Source organism: Actinoalloteichus hymeniacidonis (genome assembly GCF_014203365.1).
GTDB classification, from domain to species: domain Bacteria; phylum Actinomycetota; class Actinomycetes; order Mycobacteriales; family Pseudonocardiaceae; genus Actinoalloteichus_A; species Actinoalloteichus_A hymeniacidonis.
This window is the reverse complement of sequence record NZ_JACHIS010000001.1, coordinates 2,563,821-2,583,662: the sequence shown is the minus strand read 5'-3', so window position 1 is coordinate 2,583,662 and position 19,842 is coordinate 2,563,821. Positions and strand designations below refer to the sequence as shown.

Here is a 19,842-nt window from a genome sequence, read left to right as displayed (position 1 = left end):
CCGGCACGGGCGATCGGTGATCATGGTCGAAAGCAGGTCATTTCGGCTTCCGGGTCGGGTGGGCCGGTCGCAACCAGACCAGGTCCGCATGGTGACCGGACACGACGGCGACGGCTCGACCTGGCCGATCGGGTGCTGCTGGCGAGGACCTGCTGGCGAACCGCCCTCACGATGCCCACCGCTCGGAGCGGCCCAGGCCTACGGGGCGACTGTGCCCATGCCCAGGACCGTCAACTCGAAGGGAGGCACCCGGCCGGTGGAAGATCACGGGAACAACTGGTCAGTTGCGGCGCCGGACGATCATCATGCCGCCCTTGCCGGGGGCGGCCGCGATGCCGCGTGTCACCCGGCGTTCCGGTCCGTCGGTGGTCGGTTCGACGATGAAGTCGCGGAACATGGTGCGCAGCACCACGTTCATCTCCAGCGTCGCGAAGTTGGCACCGATACAGCGCCGGACGCCGCCACCGAACGGAATCCACTGGTAGGTGTTCGGCTTGGCTCCGACGAAGCGGTCCGGGTTGAACGTGGACGGGTCGCCGAACAGGTTCGAGTCGTCGTGCAGCAGGCCGACGGGAATGCCGACAACCGTGCCGCGTGGCAGCCGCCAACGCCCGATCTCCAGGTTCTCGGCCCGCACCTCCCTGTTGACCAGGTTGACCACGGGTCGCACCCGCTGCACTTCGAGCAGTGTGGAGTCGCGCAGCGCCGACCCGCCCTCGTCGACCTCGGCGGCAAGCCGGTCGGAGAGCCCTTCTTGGCGCCGGATCCGTTCGACGGCCCAGGCCAGCGTGGTCGCGGTGGTCTCGTGGCCGGCCGCCATCAGGGTCAGCATCTGATCGGAGATCTGGGCATGGCTCATCGGGGAACCGTCGTCGTACCGCGCCTGCAAGAGCATGGCGAGCACATCGTCGCGGGTGTCGAGGACGGGCGTGGCCTGGTCGATCAGCCTGGCCATGAGGACGTCGAACCGGGCCCGTTCGCGTTGGAAACGTGCCCACGGGCCGTGTGAGCCCAGAAGCCGCTGGAATTTCGGCAGGAACGCGAGAAGGGTGCCGCGCTGCACCATCGGCGGCAGCATCCGGCGCAGTTCCTCGAGTTCGGCGCCCTCGGCGCCGAACACCGCGTCCAGGATGACGTCGAGCGTTATCCGCATCATCGACGGCAGGGCGGGAAAAGGCTTGCCCTCAGGCCAGGTGGCCATCTCGCACTCGGCGGCCCGTTCGATCATCTTCTCGTACGCGCGCAGGCGGTTGCCGTGCAGCGGCGGGGTGAGGAGTTTGCGGTCGCGGCGGTGCGCGTCGCCGTACGTGGCGAACAGCGAACCGTGACCGAGTGCTCGGTCGACGCCGATGTCGGCCAGGTCGATGACGTCTTGGGTGGCCTGCAGGATCTGCTTCACCTCGGCCGGGTCGGTCAGCACCACCATCCGACCGAACCCGAACGCGTCGATGCTGAAGGCGGACCCGTAGCGGGCCTGGTAGCGGTGCAGTGTTCGGTCCGGGTTAAGGGTGTAGGTCAGGGCTTTCACCAGACGCTGACCAGAGGGGCCGTCGGGCAGGATCGCGTCCGGCCGTGCTGCAGTGGTCACCGGGTACCTCTCACTCTAAATCACCCTGGGTGCGTTTCGAACAATGTCACGGGCAGCGGGGACAGTCGGCGGAACAAGGCTGATAAATCCTTAAATTAACCCTCGGGTAACGCGGACTCGATCGGTTAAATCTTCATACCGTGCGGCGAGAAGTTTGTCAATCAAACAGTCCTTACACATCCCCGCTTCCGCCTCAATCAGTTGTACCACTCACCGCACTGGACTGGCCTACAACTCCGAACCTGAGCAGCAATAACCTGCGCCCGTTCACCGCACGCCCTATTCCGGCACGCGCTCACCTTCACCTAGCCTTAACAGGGTCACTACGGGCCCCGATGACACGTGCCATTCCAAGTGGAATATCACGTTGCGTCCCACCTAGTGACTGCTCGTAGTCCCCTGCGGATGCCCGTGAGCTGGGAGCCGCTCCCTCATGTCAGACAGTAATCGGCCGATCACTATTCACCATGTGGAGCAAATCACAGTCATGCCCGTGACCACTGACAACGCTCTTCATTGACAAACTTCCCCGGCCTGATGCCACCGAAGACCGCCTATAGTCCACTTTGAGGTCTCAGCCGAGAGACGCCGCCACAGGTTATGACTGACTCACTATTCGCCCACACTGTTTACTTGTGTTTTCCTTGCGCTGAGCTCTTTTCCGCGCCCGCCTGAGGAGCGTTCCACTTGCCCGAAAGTCCCCGTCAATCTGCCCGAAAATCCCGATTTCGATAAGACTCCCGGCATATCAGCATCTCCTGGCATGCGTACACCCGCGTCAGGACCCCTGGAAAGGCCCTAGGAAACAGATGCCAGAGAACTCCAAGCTCCGTGATTACCTCAACAAGGTAACTGCCGAGCTGGGCAGGACCCGGAAACGCCTGCGTGACGTCGAGGAGTCGGCGCAGGAGCCGATCGCGATCGTGGCGATGAGTTGCCGGTTCCCTGGCGGGGTCGCGGGCCCGGAGGACCTGTGGCGGCTGGTGGACTCGGGAACCGACGCGGTGTCGGGCTTCCCCGTGGATCGAGGTTGGGACGTCGAGGGGCTCTACGATCCCGACCCGGACGCCGCCGGGAAGACCTACGTCGCCGAGGGCGGCTTCCTGGACGACGTCGCCGGGTTCGACTCGGCGTTCTTCGGCATCAGCCCACGCGAAGCCATCGCCATGGACCCCCAGCAACGGTTGCTCCTGGAAACGGCGTGGGAAACCTTCGAACGAGCAGGCATCGACCCACAGACACTACGAGGCACCCGCACCGGAGTGTTCGCAGGTACCAACGGTCAAGACTATGGGGGGTTGATCGCCGCTTCCGATGGTGGCGCAGAGGGCTACGGAATCACCGGGCGGACAGCCAGCGCCATCTCCGGACGGATTGCTTACACGTTCGGGCTTGAAGGCCCGGCGGTCACGGTCGACACGGCCTGCTCGTCATCGCTGGTGGCCATGCACCTCGCGGCGCAATCCCTGCGCCAGGGCGAAAGCACATTGGCCTTGGCCGGTGGCGTCACCGTGGTTTCCTCGCCATCGAGTTTCGTCGAGTTCAGCAGGCAGCGGGGACTGGCCGCAGACGGGCGCTGCAAGTCGTTCGCGGGTGCAGCGGACGGCACCGGCTGGGGCGAAGGTGTCGGCATGCTCCTGCTGGAACGGCTCTCCGACGCCCAACGCAACGGTCACCGGGTTCTCGCGGTGATGCGAGGTTCAGCGGTCAACCAGGACGGCGCCAGCAATGGCCTCACCGCACCGAACGGCCCGTCCCAGGAACGGGTCATCCGACAGGCCCTCACAAGTGCCGGGCTGAGCGTCGCCGATGTCGACGCGGTGGAAGCACACGGCACCGGAACTAGACTCGGCGACCCGATCGAAGCGCTGGCGCTGTTGGCGACCTATGGGCAGGACCGGATCGAGCCGTTGCTGTTGGGGTCGGTCAAGTCGAACATCGGTCACACCCAGGCGGCGGCCGGGGTCGCGGGCGTGATCAAGATGGTGCTGGCCATGCAACACGGCCAACTGCCCAAGACCCTGCATGTCGATGAGCCGACCCCGCAGGTGGACTGGACAACCGGTGCGGTCGAGGTGTTGTCCCAGGCGCGGGCGTGGCCGCAGGTGGATCGGCCGCGTCGTGCTGGGGTCTCGTCATTCGGTATCAGCGGCACCAACGCACACGTGATCCTCGAACAGGCACCCCAACCGGAAGTGCCTGCCCTACCTGTCGTACCTGCGGGATCGCAGCCGACCACGGTGCCGTTGGTCCTTTCGGCGAAGACCGAGCCCGCGCTGCTGGCGCAGGCCGGGCGGTTGAAGGACTTCCTCGAAACACACCCCGACCTCAACCCGGCGGAAGTCGGCTGGTCATTGGCGACGACGCGTGCCGGGTTGGCCCAGCGCGCGGCAGTGGTGGCCAGTGATCGTGCAGGCTTGTTGGAAGCGCTAGGTGTTCTGGCCGACGGTGGCTCGGCCGGTGGTGTGGCCAGGGGTGTGGTGACCGAGGGGAAGCTGGCGTTCGCCTTCCCCGGCCAGGGGTCCCAGCGGGTTGGTATGGGTCGGGAGCTGCACGCGGAGTTCCCCGTGTTCGCCCAAACTTTCGACGAGGTGTGGTCGCACTTCGACGTGGGCGACTGGTCGATCGATGACACCGGCCATGCCCAACCGGCGTTGTTCGCCATCGAGGTAGCCCTGTTCCGGTTGTGGGAGTCCTGGGGTGTCACACCGGACTACCTGGTGGGCCATTCCGTTGGGGAGTTGGCGGCGGCTCATGTTGCCGGGGTGTTGTCGCTGTCGGACGCGGCGAAGTTGGTGGCGGCTCGTGGCAGGTTGATGCAGGCACTACCCCCAGGCGGTGCGATGGTGGCCTTACGCGCTTCCGAGGCCGACGTGGTGCCGTTGCTGGCCGGACGCCCGGTGGACATCGCGGCCGTGAACGGGCCGGACGCGGTGGTCATCTCCGGCGAGGAAACCGCGGTCCTGGAGATCGCCGCCCAGTTCCCCGGATCGACACGGTTGCGGGTCAGCCACGCGTTCCACTCATCACTGATGGACCCGATGCTCGACGAGTTCCGCGCCATCGCCGAAAACCTCACCTACCAGACACCACGGATCCCGGTAGTAGGCGCAGACGTCACCAACCCCGAATACTGGGTACACCACGTACGCAACACCGTCCGCTTCGCCGACAACATCCACACCCTGCACGACAACGGGGTCACCACCCTGCTCGAAGTCGGACCAGGCGGCGCACTGACCACGATGATCGCCGACACCCCCGACATCACCGCCATCACATCACTACGCAAGAACACCCCGGAACCCACAGCCACCCTCACGGCATTGGCACGTCTACACACCCGCGGTGTCGGAGTCCAGTGGAGTGCACTGTTCGGAGCAGAACGCGCCGACGTGGAACTACCGACCTACCCATTCCAACACCAACGGTACTGGCTCGAAACCACCCAGAAGGCCGGAGACGTCACCTCCGCCGGCCTCGGGTCGGCGAATCACCCACTGCTGGCAGCGGCGGTCACGCTCGCGGATGCGGGTGGGGTGCTGCTGACCGGCCAATTGTCGCTGCACACCCACCCATGGCTGGCCGACCACGCGATCCTGGGATCGATCCTGTTCCCCGGGACGGGTTTCGTCGAGTTGGCGTTGCGGGCCGCCGACGAAATCGGCGGCGGCCGGGTCGAGGAACTCGAGTTGTCGACCCCGCTGGTGCTGGCGTCTGCGGCGGTTCAGATCCAGGTAGCCGTGGCGTTGGCGGACGAGTCGGGCGCTCGTCCGTTCACGGTGCACTCGCGCGTGGATGGAGACTGGCTACTGCATGCGACGGGCGTTCTCGCGCCGGATCCGCAAAGGGAGCCGGTGCGACTGGAGCAGTGGCCGCCGCATGGCGCCGATCCCGTTGACGTGCAGGACTTCTACAGCGATCTGGCAGAGACGGGCTGGAACTACGGGTCGCTGTTCCAGGGTTTGACGGCGGCGTGGCGGTCCGGCGACGAGGTGTTCGCCGAGGTGACCCTGCCGGATGGGGCGGAGGCTATCGGGTTCGGCCTGCACCCGGCGCTGTCCGACGCCGCGTTGCACGCGGCGGGGCTCGGCGAAGCAGCGCGGATACCGGCTGCCTTCCGCAGCGTCTCCCTGTACGCGGTGGGCGCTTCCACGCTGCGCGTGCGCATCACCTCAACCGGCACAGACACGGTTTCGGTCGATCTCGCCGACGGCGCCGGGCAGCCGGTGGCCAGTATCGGTGAGTTGGTGCTTCGGCCCGTGTCCGAGGCGGAACTGATCGGATCCCGTACCGCCGGTCGCGATTTGTTGTTCGGTGTGGCTTGGGAGCCTGCTGTTGTTGAGCCGGTTGGAGTTGAGTGGGCTGTCCTGGGTCGTGATGATCTCCGCCTCGGGGAAGGGGCGACGTCCTACTCGGACATCGCTTCCCTGGCGGCTGCGCCGCCTACCGCCGCTGTGGTGGTCGCGCGGATCTATGCCGGTGATCTGACTACGGCCGTGCACTCGGCGACGAGTGACACGCTGGCACTGTTGCAGGAATGGCTCGCCGAACCCCACTTGGACGACGTGCCGTTGGTGTTCGTGACCCGTGGCGCGGTCGCGGCGTCTGATGATGAGGACGTCACGGATCTGCCGGGTGCGGCGGTGTGGGGGCTGGTGCGCTCGGCCCAGTCGGAGAACCCCGGCCGATTCTTCCTGGTCGACCTCGGTGATGCGGGGTCGTTGCCGGGTGGGGTGGTTGGCGAAGAGCCGCAGTTGGCTGTTCGTGGGGGCTCGTCGTTGGTGCCCCGTCTCGGTCGGGTGGCGGTGGAGGGCACGCCGGTGGCAGGTGTTGCGGAAGGCACGGTGCTGGTCACCGGGGCCACCGGAACCCTCGGCGCCCTGGTCTGCCGCCACCTCGTCAACACACACGGCGCACGGAACCTGCTGCTGGTCAGCCGCCGTGGCAAGGACGCCGACGGCGCGGCCGAGTTGGTCGCCGAACTCACGGAGTCCGGGGCGAAGGTCACCCTGCAAGCCTGCGACATCGCCGACCGGAACGCCCTGGCAACAGTGCTGTCAGGACACACACTGACCGCAGTCGTCCACACCGCAGGCATCCTCGACGACGGGCTACTCGTGTCGATGACACCGCAACGACTCGCAGCCGTACTACGGCCCAAGGTTGACGCGGTCATCAACCTCCACGAACTGACGGCGGGGCATGACCTGTCGGAATTCGTGATGTTCTCCTCCGCCGCCGCTGTTCTGGGTGCTGCGGGGCAGGGCAACTACGCCGCCGCGAACGCGTTTATCGACGCGTTCGCCCAGCACCGGAAGAGCAACGGGCTGCCCGCCACCGCTCTCGGATGGGGCTTCTGGGAACAACGCAGCGGCATGACCGGGCATCTGGGTGTTGCCGATATGCGGCGGATCAGTGCCTCCGGGTTGGCCCTGTTGAACAGTGACGAGGGCTTGGGTCTGTTCGACCTGGCCCGGTTCGCCGGATCTGCTTATGTGTTGGCGGCCCGGTTGGATATCGCAGCGTTGCGGCGGGCCGGTGACATTCCGCCGTTGCTGAGCGGGCTGGTACCCGCCTCCGGGTCGGGTCGGAACACAGCGGCGACCACCGAGACCGGTGGAGTGGCCCGCAGGCTCGTCTCGATGACCGACGACCAACGCACCACGTTCCTGACCGACCTCGTCCGAACCCACGCCGCCGCCGTCCTGGGCCTGTCCCAAGCCAGTGGAGTAGACGCGAGCCAGGCATTCAAGGAAGCCGGATTCGACTCACTCACCGCCGTCGAACTCCGCAACCGACTCACCACCGCCACCGGGGTGCGGCTGCCAGCCACATTGGTGTTCGACTACCCCACACCGGTGGTGCTGGCGGAACGTCTGCGCACCGAATTGCTCGGCGAACGAGCCGGTACCGCCGGGCCGGTGACCGTGACCACCGCGCCCAGCGATGAGCCGATCGCGATCGTGGCGATGAGTTGCCGATTCCCCGGCGGCGTCGCGGGCCCGGAAGACCTGTGGCACTTGGTCGACACGGGAACCGACGCGGTGTCGGGCTTTCCGACCGACCGGGGTTGGGACGTCGAAGGCCTCTACGACCCCGACCCCGACGTGGCCGGGAAGAGCTACGTCGCCGAGGGCGGCTTCCTGGACGACGTCGCCGGGTTCGACTCGGCGTTCTTCGGCATCAGCCCACGCGAAGCCATCGCCATGGACCCCCAGCAACGGTTGCTCCTGGAAACGGCGTGGGAAACCTTCGAACGAGCAGGCATCGACCCACAGACACTACGAGGCAGCCGAACCGGAGTGTTCGCAGGTACCAACGGTCAAGACTATGGGGGGTTGATCGCCGCTTCCGATAATGGCGCAGAGGGCTACGGGATCACCGGGCTGACGGCCAGTGCCATCTCTGGGCGGATTGCTTACACGTTTGGGCTTGAAGGCCCGGCGGTCACGGTCGACACGGCGTGTTCGTCGTCGTTGGTGGCGATGCACCTGGCGGCGCAATCCCTGCGCCAGGGTGAGAGCACGTTGGCCTTGGCCGGTGGCGTCACCGTGGTTTCCTCGCCTGCGAGTTTCGTGGAGTTCAGCCGCCAGCGAGGGCTGGCCGCAGACGGCCGGTGTAAGTCGTTCGCAGGCGCTGCGGACGGGACTGGTTGGGGCGAGGGCGTTGGCCTTCTGCTGTTGGAGCGGTTGTCCGATGCCCAGCGCAACGGTCACCGGGTTCTCGCGGTGATGCGGGGTTCGGCGGTCAATCAGGACGGGGCCAGCAATGGCCTCACCGCGCCGAACGGTCCGTCCCAGGAACGGGTGATCCGGCAGGCCCTGGCGAGTGCCGGGTTGGGTGTCGGCGATGTCGATGTGGTGGAGGCACACGGCACGGGCACTCGGCTCGGCGACCCGATCGAAGCACAGGCCTTGTTGGCGACCTACGGGCAGGACCGGGACGAGCCGTTATTGCTCGGCTCGATCAAGTCGAACATCGGTCACACCCAGGCCGCAGCCGGGGTCGCGGGCGTGATCAAGATGGTGCTGGCCATGCAACACGGCCAACTGCCCAAGACCCTGCATGTCGATGAGCCGACCCCGCAGGTGGACTGGACAACCGGTGCCGTGCGGGTGTTGTCCCAGGCACAGGCATGGCCCGAGGTCGGTCGGCCGCGTCGTGCTGGGGTCTCATCGTTCGGTATCAGCGGCACCAACGCACACGTGATCCTCGAACAGGCACCCCAACCGGAAGTGCCTGCCCTACCTGTCCTACCTGCGGGATCACTTCCGGCCGTAGTGCCCTGGGTGCTCTCGGCCCGGAGTGAACAAGCGTTGCTGGCGCAAGCCGCCCGGTTGCGCGCGTTCGTGCAGGACCGCCCCGACCTCGATCCGGCAGATGTGGGTTGGTCGCTGGCAACGACGCGGGCCGGACTGGTGCACCGTGCGGCGGTGGTGGGCGACGATCGTGCGGGTCTCCTGGAAGCCTTAGGTGTCCTGGCCGACGGCGGCTCGGCCGGTGACGTAGTCCGGGGTGTGGTGTCCGAGGGGAAGCTGGCGTTTGCCTTCCCCGGTCAGGGGTCGCAGCGGGTTGGTATGGGTCGGGAGCTGTATTCGGAGTTCCCGGTGTTCGCCCGGGTGTTCGACGAGGTGTGGTCGCACTTCGACGTGGGTGACTGGTCGATCGATGACACCGGCCATGCCCAACCGGCGTTGTTCGCCATCGAGGTAGCCCTGTTCCGGTTGTGGGAGTCCTGGGGTGTCACACCGGACTACCTGGTGGGCCATTCCGTTGGGGAGTTGGCGGCGGCTCACGTCGCCGGGGTGTTGTCGCTGTCGGACGCGGCGAAGTTGGTGGCGGCCCGGGGCAGGTTGATGCAGGCACTACCCCCAGGCGGTGCGATGGTCGCACTCCGAGCCTCCGAAACCGACGTACTACCGTTGCTGGCCGGACACCCGGTGGACATCGCGGCCGTGAACGGGCCGGACGCGGTGGTCATCTCCGGCGAGGAAACCGCGGTCCTGGAGATCGCCGCCCAGTTCCCCGGATCGACACGGTTGCGGGTCAGCCACGCGTTCCACTCATCACTGATGGACCCGATGCTCGACGAGTTCCGCGCCATCGCCGAAAACCTCACCTACCAGACACCACGGATCCCGGTAGTAGGCGCAGACGTCACCAACCCCGAATACTGGGTACACCACGTACGCAACACCGTCCGCTTCGCCGACAACATCCACGCCTTACGCGACAACGAAGTGACCACGTTGGTGGAGGTCGGACCAGGCGGCGCGTTGTCGGCAATGATCGCCGACACCCCCGACATCACCGCCATCACGACACTACGCAAGAACACCCCGGAACCCACAGCCGCCCTCACGGCATTAACGCAGTTACACACCCGTGGCGTGCTCCCACGATGGGAAGCCGTATTCGGGGCGGGTCGTGCCGACGTGGAACTACCGACCTACCCGTTCCAACACCAACGGTACTGGCTCGAAACCACCCAGAAGGCCGGAGACGTCACCTCCGCCGGCCTCGGGTCGGCGAATCACCCACTGCTGGCCGCCGTTTTACGACTCGCAGACACCGACGGAATAGTCCTGACCGGCCGACTGTCCCTACGCACCCACCCATGGTTGGCCGACCACACCATCTTGGGCTCGACCCTGTTCCCCGGCACAGGATTCGTCGAACTCGCGCTACGAGCCGCCGACGAAATCGGCGGCGGCCGGGTCGAGGAACTGGTGCTGTCGGCCCCGCTCGTGCTCGACGAGCACGATGCCACTCAAATCCAAGTGACCGTCACCGCACCCGACGACACACAACACCGCTCACTGACCATCCACTCCCACACCAACGACCAATGGGTACTACACGCCTCCGGCACACTCACCCAACACCACCAAGACACACCCACCTGGCCACAACAATGGCCACCAACCGAGGCCGAAACCGTCGATGTGCAAGGTCTGTATCCCGACCTGGCCGAGGTCGGCCTGGATTACGGACCGCTGTTCCGGGGTCTGACTGCGGCGTGGCGGGTCGGCGATCAGGTGTTCGCCGAGGTTTCGCTGCCGGATCCTTCTGCGGCTACCGGTTTCGGTCTCCACCCTGCTCTTTCGGACGCGGCACTCCACGCGGTCGGGATGAACGACCTGGCAGGCGCGACGGCAGGAACGCGCCTGCCGTTCGCCTTCCGGGACGTGTCACTGCACGCGGTGGGCGCTTCCACGCTGCGCGTACGAGTATCCCCAGCCGGTACGGAAGCGGTGTCGGTGGAACTCGCCGACACGACCGGGCAACCGGTGGCCACCATCGGAGAACTGGTGCTCCGGCCGGTGTCCGCAGCGGACCTGGCCGCGTCCCGTCCCACTCAGCATGACCTGCTGTTCACCCCGAATTGGACGCCCGTCACCGAGCAACCGGAAGACGCTGTTTGGACGGTGCTCGGCCCCGACGACCTTGGTGTGGCAGGCGAGGCGCTTTCCCATCCTGACATCGCATCCATGCCGGTGATACCGGCGGCGGCGGTGGTGGTCGCGCGGACCTATGACGGTGATCTGACTGCGGCCGTGCACTCGGCGACGAGTGACACGTTGGCACTGTTGCAGGAGTGGCTGGCCGATTCCCGTTTGGATGATGTGCCGTTGGTGTTCGTGACCCGTGGCGCGGTCGCGGCATCCCATGACGAGGACGTCACGGACCTACCGGGTGCGGCGGTGTGGGGGCTGGTGCGCTCGGCCCAATCGGAGAACCCCGGCCGATTCTTCCTGGTCGACCTCGATGACGAGGGGTCGTTGCCGGGTGGGGTGACGGTCGGGGAGCCGCAGGTCGCGGTCCGTGACGGAGAGATGTCGGCGCCACGGCTCGCGAAGCTCACGACATCGCTGGTTCCGCCGTTGACACCGTCCTGGCGGCTGAGCGTCACGGAGAAGGGCAGCCTGAGCAACGCGGTCCTGCTCGAGGCGCCGGAGATGAGCCGCGAGCTGGGCCCCGGTGAGGTGCGGCTCGCCGTACGGGCCACAGGGCTGAACTTCCGCGACGTGCTCATCGCCCTCGGGGTCTACCCCGACCCCGACGCCGTGCTCGGTGGTGAGGGTGCCGGTGTCGTCGTGGAGGTGGCCCCGGACGTGACCGGTGTCCGGGTCGGCGACGAGGTGTTCGGACTCTTCCCCGGTGCGGGTCCGGTCGCGGTGGCTGACGCTCGTTTGGTGGCCGCCAAGCCGCCCGAGTGGTCGTGGGAGCAGGCGGCTGCGGTGCCGATCGTGTTCCTCACCGCTTACTACGGGTTGGTGGATCTGGCCGGGGCCAAGCCCGGTGAACGTGTCCTGATCCACGCAGCCGCCGGTGGTGTCGGCTCCGCCGCGACACAACTCGCCCGCCACCTCGGTCTGGAGGTCTTCGGAACAGCGAGCACCGCCAAGTGGGACACCCTGCACGCCACCGGCTACGACGACACCCACATCGCCAACTCACGCACGCTGGACTTCGAACAACAATTCCTCGACACCACCAACGGCGAGGGCGTCGACATCGTCCTGGACTGTCTAGCCGGAGAATTCGTCGACGCCACCCTACGACTACTCCCCCGAGGCGGACGATTCCTCGAACTCGGCAAAGCCGACATCCGCGACCCCGACATCATCGCCACCGACCACCCGGGGATCGCCTACCGGGCCTACGACCTGGCCGAAGCCGGAACACCAAGACTGCAAGAGATCCTCGCCGACATCGTCGACCTATTCGCCCGCGGCATCCTCCAACCCATCCCGGTGTCCTCGTTCGACATCCGCCGCGCTCCCGAGGCAATGCGCAACCTCAGCCAGGCCAAGCTGGTCGGCAAGGCCGTACTGACCATCCCGCACACTTTCGACCCCCACGCCACGGTGCTGGTCACCGGGGCCACCGGAACCCTCGGCGCCCTGGTCTGCCGCCACCTCGTCAACACACACGGCGCACGGAATCTGCTGCTGACCAGCCGCCGTGGAGCCGAGGCCCCCGGCGCTACCGAACTGGTCGCCGAGCTGGAGGAACTGGGAGCAAAGGTCACCCTGCAAGCCTGCGACATCGCCGACCGAGACTCCCTGGCAGCAGTGCTGTCAGGACACACGTTGACAGCGGTGATCCACACCGCAGGCATCTTGGACGACGGGTTGTTGGTGTCGATGACACCGCAACGGCTGGCGGCGGTGTTACGGCCGAAGGTCGACGCGGTGATCAACCTCCACGAGTTGACGGCAGAACACAACCTGTCGGAGTTCGTGATGTTCTCCTCGGCTGCGGCGGCCATCGGAAGCGCGGGTCAAAGCAACTACGCGGCGGCCAACGCGTTTATCGATGCGTTCGCCCAGTATCGGCGGGCTCAAGGCCTGCCGGGTATTGCGGTCGGGTGGGGCTTCTGGGCCGAGCGCAGTGCGATGACCGGGCACCTGGACACCGTGGATATCCAGCGGATGAGCGCCACCGGGATCGTGCCGCTCACCAGCGAGGAGGGGCTGGGTCTGTTCGACCTGGCCCGACTCGCCGAACCCGCCTACGTACTGGCCGCGAAGCTGGACACCGCCGTACTGGGCAGAACCGAGAACATTCCGCCACTACTCAGCGGACTGGTGCCCCGCACCGCACCAGTACGGACCGCCGCAGCGGCCACCGCCCAGCAGACAGGCGGCCACGCCCACCAACTGGCCGCAATGACCGACGAACAACGCACCGCCTACCTGACCGACCTCGTCCGAACCCACGCCGCCGCCGTCCTGGGCCTGTCCCAAGCCAGTGGAGTGGATGCGGGTCGGGCATTCAAGGAAGCCGGATTCGACTCACTCACCGCCGTCGAACTCCGCAACCGACTCACCACCGCCACCGGGGTGCGGCTGCCAGCCACATTGGTGTTCGACTACCCCACACCGGTGGTGCTGGCGGAACGTCTGCGCACCGAATTGCTCGGCGAACGAGCCGGTACCGCCGGGCCGGTGACCGTGACCACCGCGCCCAGCGATGAGCCGATCGCGATCGTGGCGATGAGTTGCCGATTCCCCGGCGGCGTCGCGGGCCCGGAAGACCTGTGGCACTTGGTCGACACGGGAACCGATGCCGTGTCAGGGCTCCCCACCGACCGGGGTTGGGACCTCGAGAACCTCTACGATCCCGATCCGGACGCCGCCGGGAAGAGCTACGTCGCCGAGGGTGGCTTCCTGGACGACGTCGCCGGGTTCGACTCGGCGTTCTTCGGCATCAGCCCACGCGAAGCCATCGCCATGGACCCCCAGCAGCGGTTGCTGCTGGAATCGGCATGGGAAACCTTCGAACGAGCAGGCATCGACCCACAGACACTACGAGGCAGCCGAACCGGAGTGTTCGCAGGTCTGATTTCCAACGACTACTTCTCCCGCTTGTCGGAAGTCCCGGACGGCGTCGAGGGGTTCCTGTCCAGCGGCACGGCAGGCAGTGTGGCTTCCGGACGGATCGCTTACACCTTCGGGTTGGAAGGCCCGGCGATGACCGTCGACACGGCCTGTTCGTCGTCGCTGGTGGCGATGCACCTCGCGGCACAATCCCTACGCCAGGGCGAAAGCACATTGGCGTTGGCGGGCGGAGCCACTGCGCTGACCTCACCGGCTGGCTTCGTCGAGTTCAGTCGCCAGCGTGGCCTCGCGGTGGACGGCCGCTGCAAGTCGTTCGCGGGCGCGGCGGACGGCACCGGCTGGGCCGAAGGTGTCGGCATGCTGTTGTTGGAGCGGTTGTCCGATGCTCAGCGCAACGGCCATCAAATCCTTGCGGTGATGCGGGGTTCGGCGGTCAACCAGGATGGCGCCAGCAATGGCCTCACCGCGCCGAACGGTCCGTCCCAGGAACGGGTGATCCGGCAGGCCCTGGCCAGTGCCGGGCTCGGTGTCGGCGATGTCGACGCGGTGGAGGCACACGGCACGGGCACTCGGCTCGGCGACCCGATCGAAGCACAGGCCTTGTTGGCGACCTACGGCCAGGACCGGGACGAACCGCTGCTGTTGGGCTCGTTGAAGTCGAATATCGGTCACACCCAGGCGGCGGCCGGGGTCGCGGGCGTGATCAAGATGGTGCTGGCCATGCAACACGGCCGGTTGCCGGAATCCCTGCACGTGGATGAGCCGACCCCGCAGGTCGATTGGTCGACCGGTGCGGTGGAGGTGTTGTCCGAGGCACGGGCATGGCCTGAAGTCGGTCGGCCGCGTCGTGCTGGGGTCTCATCGTTCGGCATCAGCGGCACCAACGCGCACGTGATCCTCGAACAGGCACCCCAACCGGAAGTGCCTGCCCCGCCTGCAGCACCGCAGCCTGCTGCGGTGCCGTTGGTCCTATCGGCGAAAACCGAGCCCGCATTGCTGGCGCAGGCCGCTCGGTTGCGCGCGTTCGTGCAAGACCGCCCCGACCTCGATCCGGTGGATGTTGGTTGGTCGTTGGCGACGACGCGTGCCGGGTTGGCCCATCGTGCGGCGGTGGTGGCCAGTGATCGTGCAGGCTTGTTGGAAGCACTGGACGTCCTGGCCGACGGTGGTTCGGCCGGTGGTGTGGTCCGGGGTGTGGTGTCCGAGGGGAAGTTGGCGTTCGCCTTCCCCGGTCAGGGGTCCCAGCGGGTTGGTATGGGTCGGGAGCTGCACGCGGAGTTCCCCGTGTTCGCCCAAACTTTCGACGAGGTGTGGTCGCACTTCGACGTGGGCGACTGGTCGATCGATGACACCGGCCATGCCCAACCGGCGTTGTTCGCCATCGAGGTAGCCCTGTTCCGGTTGTGGGAGTCCTGGGGTGTCACACCGGACTACCTGGTGGGCCATTCCGTTGGGGAGTTGGCGGCGGCTCATGTTGCCGGGGTGTTGTCGCTGTCGGACGCGGCGAAGTTGGTGGCGGCTCGTGGCAGGTTGATGCAGGCACTACCCCCAGGCGGTGCGATGGTGGCCTTACGCGCTTCCGAGGCCGACGTGGTGCCGTTGCTGGCCGGACGCCCGGTGGACATCGCGGCCGTGAACGGGCCGGACGCGGTGGTCATCTCCGGCGAGGAAACCGCGGTCCTGGAGATCGCCGCCCAGTTCCCCGGATCGACACGGTTGCGGGTCAGCCACGCGTTCCACTCATCACTGATGGACCCGATGCTCGACGAGTTCCGCGCCATCGCCGAAAACCTCACCTACCAGACACCACGGATCCCGGTAGTAGGCGCAGACGTCACCAACCCCGAATACTGGGTACACCACGTACGCAACACCGTCCGCTTCGCCGACAACATCCACACCCTGCACGACAACGGGGTCACCACCCTGCTCGAAGTCGGACCAGGCGGCGCACTGACCACGATGATCGCCGACACCCCCGACATCACCGCCATCACATCACTACGCAAGAACACCCCGGAACCCACAGCCACCCTCACGGCATTGGCACGTCTACACACCCGCGGCGCGCTCCCACGCTGGGAAGCCGTATTCGGAACAGAACGCGCCATCGTGGAACTACCGACCTACGCGTTCCAACACCAACGGTACTGGCTCGAAACCACCCAGTCGGTCGGAGACGTCTCCTCGGCTGGCCTGGGCTCGGCGGATCATCCACTACTGGGCGCGGCGGTCACGCTCGCGGACACAGGCGGAGTACTGCTGACCGGCCAATTGTCCCTGCACACCCACCCATGGCTGGCCGACCACACCATCCTGGGATCAGCCCTGTTCCCCGGCACCGGTTTCCTCGAACTCGCATTACGAGCCGCCGACGAGATCGGCGGCGGCCGGATCGAGGAACTGGTGCTGTCGGCCCCGCTCGTGCTGGACGAACGCGGTTCCACCCAAATCCAGGTGACGGTCGCCGCAGCGGACGAATCGGGACGCCGGTCGTTGACCGTGTATTCCCGTGCCGACGAGGCATGGACGCTGCACGCCTCCGGTGTGCTTGCCCAAGACAAGCAGGACACACCGACCTGGCCGGAACAGTGGCCACCAGCCGGGGCCGAACCCGTCGATGTGCAAGGTCTGTATCGCGGCCTGGCGGAGGCGGGCTTGACCTACGGTCCGCTGTTCCAGGGCCTGACTGCGGCGTGGCGGGTCGGCGACGACGTATTCGCCGAGGTCACCCTCCCGAACGGGGCGGTGACCAACGGGTTCGGCTTGCATCCGGGCCTGTCCGACGCGGCGTTGCACGCGGTCGGGTTGAACGCGGGAACGCAGACGCGGTTGCCGTTCGCCTTCCGGGACGTCTCACTGCACGCGGTGGACGCTTCCACACTGCGCGTACGAGTGTCCCCGGCAAGCGCGGACACAGTGTCGGTGGAACTCGCCGACACGACCGGACAACCGGTAGCCACCATCGGAGAACTCGTCCTGCGGCCGGTGTCCGCCACAGACCTGGCCGCATCCCGTCCCGCCCACCATGATCTGTTGTTCGGGTTGGAGTGGGAGCCCGTCACGGTGCCGCCGGGTGAGGATGGTTGGGTCGTACTCGGGCCTGATGACCTGCGCCTCGGGGACGGAAGGGTGTCCTATTCGGACCTTGCTTCCCTGGCGGCTGCGCCGCCTACCGCTGCGGTGGTCGCGCGGACCTATGCCGGTGATCTGACTACGGCCGTGCACTCGGCGACGAGCGACACGCTGGCACTGTTGCAGGAATGGCTGGCCGATTCCCGTTTGGATGATGTGCCGTTGGTGTTCGTGACCCGTGGCGCGATCGCGGCATCCCATGACGAGGACGTCACGGACCTGCCGGGTGCGGCGGTGTGGGGGCTGGTGCGCTCGGCCCAATCGGAGAACCCCGGCCGATTCTTCCTGGTCGACGTCGATGACGAGGGCGCGGCGCTGCTCCCAGCCATAGTGGCTGCCGGGGAAGCCCAGAGCGCGGTTCGCGGCAGGCAGGTGTCGGTGCCCAGGCTCGCGCGGGCGAGTGCCGGTGGATCCCTGATTCCGCCGCCGGAACCCACGTGGCTGCTGAACGTGACGAAGAAGGGCAGCCTGCAGGACCTGGCCCTGCTCGGCACGCCGGAGATGACCCGCGAGCTGGGCCCCGGTGAGGTGCGGCTCGCCGTACGGGCCACGGGAGTGAACTTCCGCGACGTGCTCATCACCCTGGGCGTCTACCCCGATCCCGACGCTGTCATCGGTGGTGAGGGTGCGGGCGTGGTCCTGGAGGCCGGCCCGGAGGTCAGCAATGTCCGGGTTGGCGACGAGGTGTTCGGAATCTTCCAGGGCGCGGGACCGGTAGTGGTCACCGACGCGCGCTTGGTGGCCACCAAGCCGGCCGGGTGGTCGTGGGAGCAGGCGGCTGCGGTGCCGATCGTGTTCCTCACCGCTTACTACGGGTTGGTGGATCTGGCTGGGGCCAAGCCCGGTGAACGTGTCCTGATCCACGCGGCCGCCGGTGGGGTGGGTTCCGCCGCGACACAACTGGCCCGTCACCTTGGTTTGGAGGTCTTCGGAACAGCGAGCACCGCCAAGTGGGACACCCTGCACGCCACCGGCTACGACGACACCCACATCGCCAACTCACGGACCTTGGACTTCGAACAACAATTCCTCGACACCACCAACGGCGAGGGCGTCGACATCGTCCTGGACTGTCTAGCCGGAGAGTTCGTCGACGCCACCCTGCGACTACTCCCCCGAGGCGGACGATTCCTCGAACTCGGCAAAGCCGACATCCGCGACGCCGACACGGTCGGGGCCGAGCACCCCGGAATCGCTTACCAGGCCTACGATTTGGCCGAGGCCGGAACACCACGGCTGCAAGAGATGCTTGCCGACATCGTCGAGTTGTTCGACCAGGGTGTGTTGCGGCCCATCCCGGTGAACGCCTTCGACATCCGCCGTGCGGCCGAGGCCTTCCGTGGCCTGAGTCAGGCCAAGCTGGTCGGCAAGGCGGTACTGACCATCCCACAGAGGTTCGACCCCCACGCCACGGTGCTGGTCACCGGCGCCACCGGAACCCTCGGCGCCCTGGTCTGCCGCCACCTCGTCAACACACACGGCGCACGGAACCTGCTGCTGGTCAGCCGCCGTGGCAAGGACGCCGACGGCGCGGCCGAGTTGGTCGCCGAACTCAGAGAGTCCGGGGCGAAGGTCACCCTGCAAGCCTGCGACATCGCCGACCGGAACGCCCTGGCAGCAGTGCTGTCAGGACACACACTGACCGCAGTCGTCCACACCGCAGGCATCCTCGACGACGGGCTACTGGAGTCCATGACACCGCAACGACTCGCAGCCGTACTACGCCCCAAAGTCGACGCGATCATCAACCTCCACGAACTCACAACCGGACACAACCTGTCCGAATTCGTGATGTTCTCCTCCGCCGCCGCCGCTCTCGGCGCCGCAGGCCAAAGCAACTACGCCGCCGCCAACGCATTCATCGACGCGTTCGCCCAACACCGGAAAACACACGGCCTACCCGCCACCGCCGTCGCCTGGGGATTCTGGGAACAACGCAGCGGCATGACCGGGCACCTCGACGCCACCGACGTCCAGCGGATGAGCGCCACCGGGATCGTGCCACTCACCAGCGAGGAGGGCATGAACCTGCTCGACCTCGCCCGACTCGCCGAACCCGCCTACGTACTGGCCACCAGACTGGACACCGCCGTACTGGGCAGGACCGAGAACATTCCGCCATTGCTCAGCAGGCTGGTGTCGCGCACCGCACCAGTACGGACCGCCGCAGCGGCCACCGCCGAGACGGGTGGATTGGCCCGCAGACTCGTCTCGATGACCGATGAACAGCGGATCACCTTCCTGGTCGATCTCGTCCGAACCCACGCCGCCGCCGTCCTCGGCTCATCCGAGACCAATGGAGTGGACGCGAACCAGGCATTCAAGGAAGCCGGATTCGACTCACTCACCGCCGTCGAACTCCGCAACCGGCTCACCACCGCCACCGGCGTACGACTACCAGCCACCCTGGTATTCGACTACCCCACACCGACCGTGCTGGCCGGACACCTTCGGGCGCAGCTCGCACCGCAGGAGGCGCAGGAGGGCAGTGGTGCGGACCAACTGATCGCCCAGCTCGAGCAGTTGCAAGCCGACATGTTCAAGGTCTCGCACGACAAGGCGCTCAACCGGGAGATCTCCACGCGCCTCAAGACCATGCTCTCCGCCCTGAACACCGATGTCGGCGCCACGGCGACCGACGGCATGACCGACAAGGTGATGGCGGCCGACGCGGAAAACCTGCTGAGGTTCATCGACAACGAGATCGACCTGAGTTGATGAGGACTGCCCCGTGATCATTTCGCACGCGACTCGCATCCCCCACTGACC

At 66.6% G+C, this 19,842-nt stretch carries 2 protein-coding genes; one reads left to right on the top strand and one right to left on the bottom strand.

All coding sequences use genetic code 11. From position 1 onward, the window contains the following. Nucleotides 1-280: 280 nt before the first annotated feature. The gene (locus BKA25_RS11235; protein ID WP_069850032.1) at nucleotides 281-1,588 is read right to left on the bottom strand and encodes a cytochrome P450; all 1,308 of its coding nucleotides are present in this window, start codon (nucleotides 1,586-1,588) and stop codon (nucleotides 281-283) included. Nucleotides 1,589-2,397: 809 nt separating this feature from the next. Here BKA25_RS11235 and BKA25_RS27720 point away from each other — a divergent pair. Next, complete coding sequence (locus BKA25_RS27720) at nucleotides 2,398-19,791, top strand: type I polyketide synthase (RefSeq protein WP_069850034.1); 17,394 nt, start codon at nucleotides 2,398-2,400, stop codon at nucleotides 19,789-19,791. Nucleotides 19,792-19,842 lie beyond the last annotated feature (51 nt).

What these genes read in the sequence shown, in the direction of transcription:
- BKA25_RS27720 (WP_069850034.1), top strand. Translation starts at nt 2,398, where the DNA reads ATGCCAGAGAACTCCAAGCTCCGTGATTACCTCAACAAGGTAACTGCC.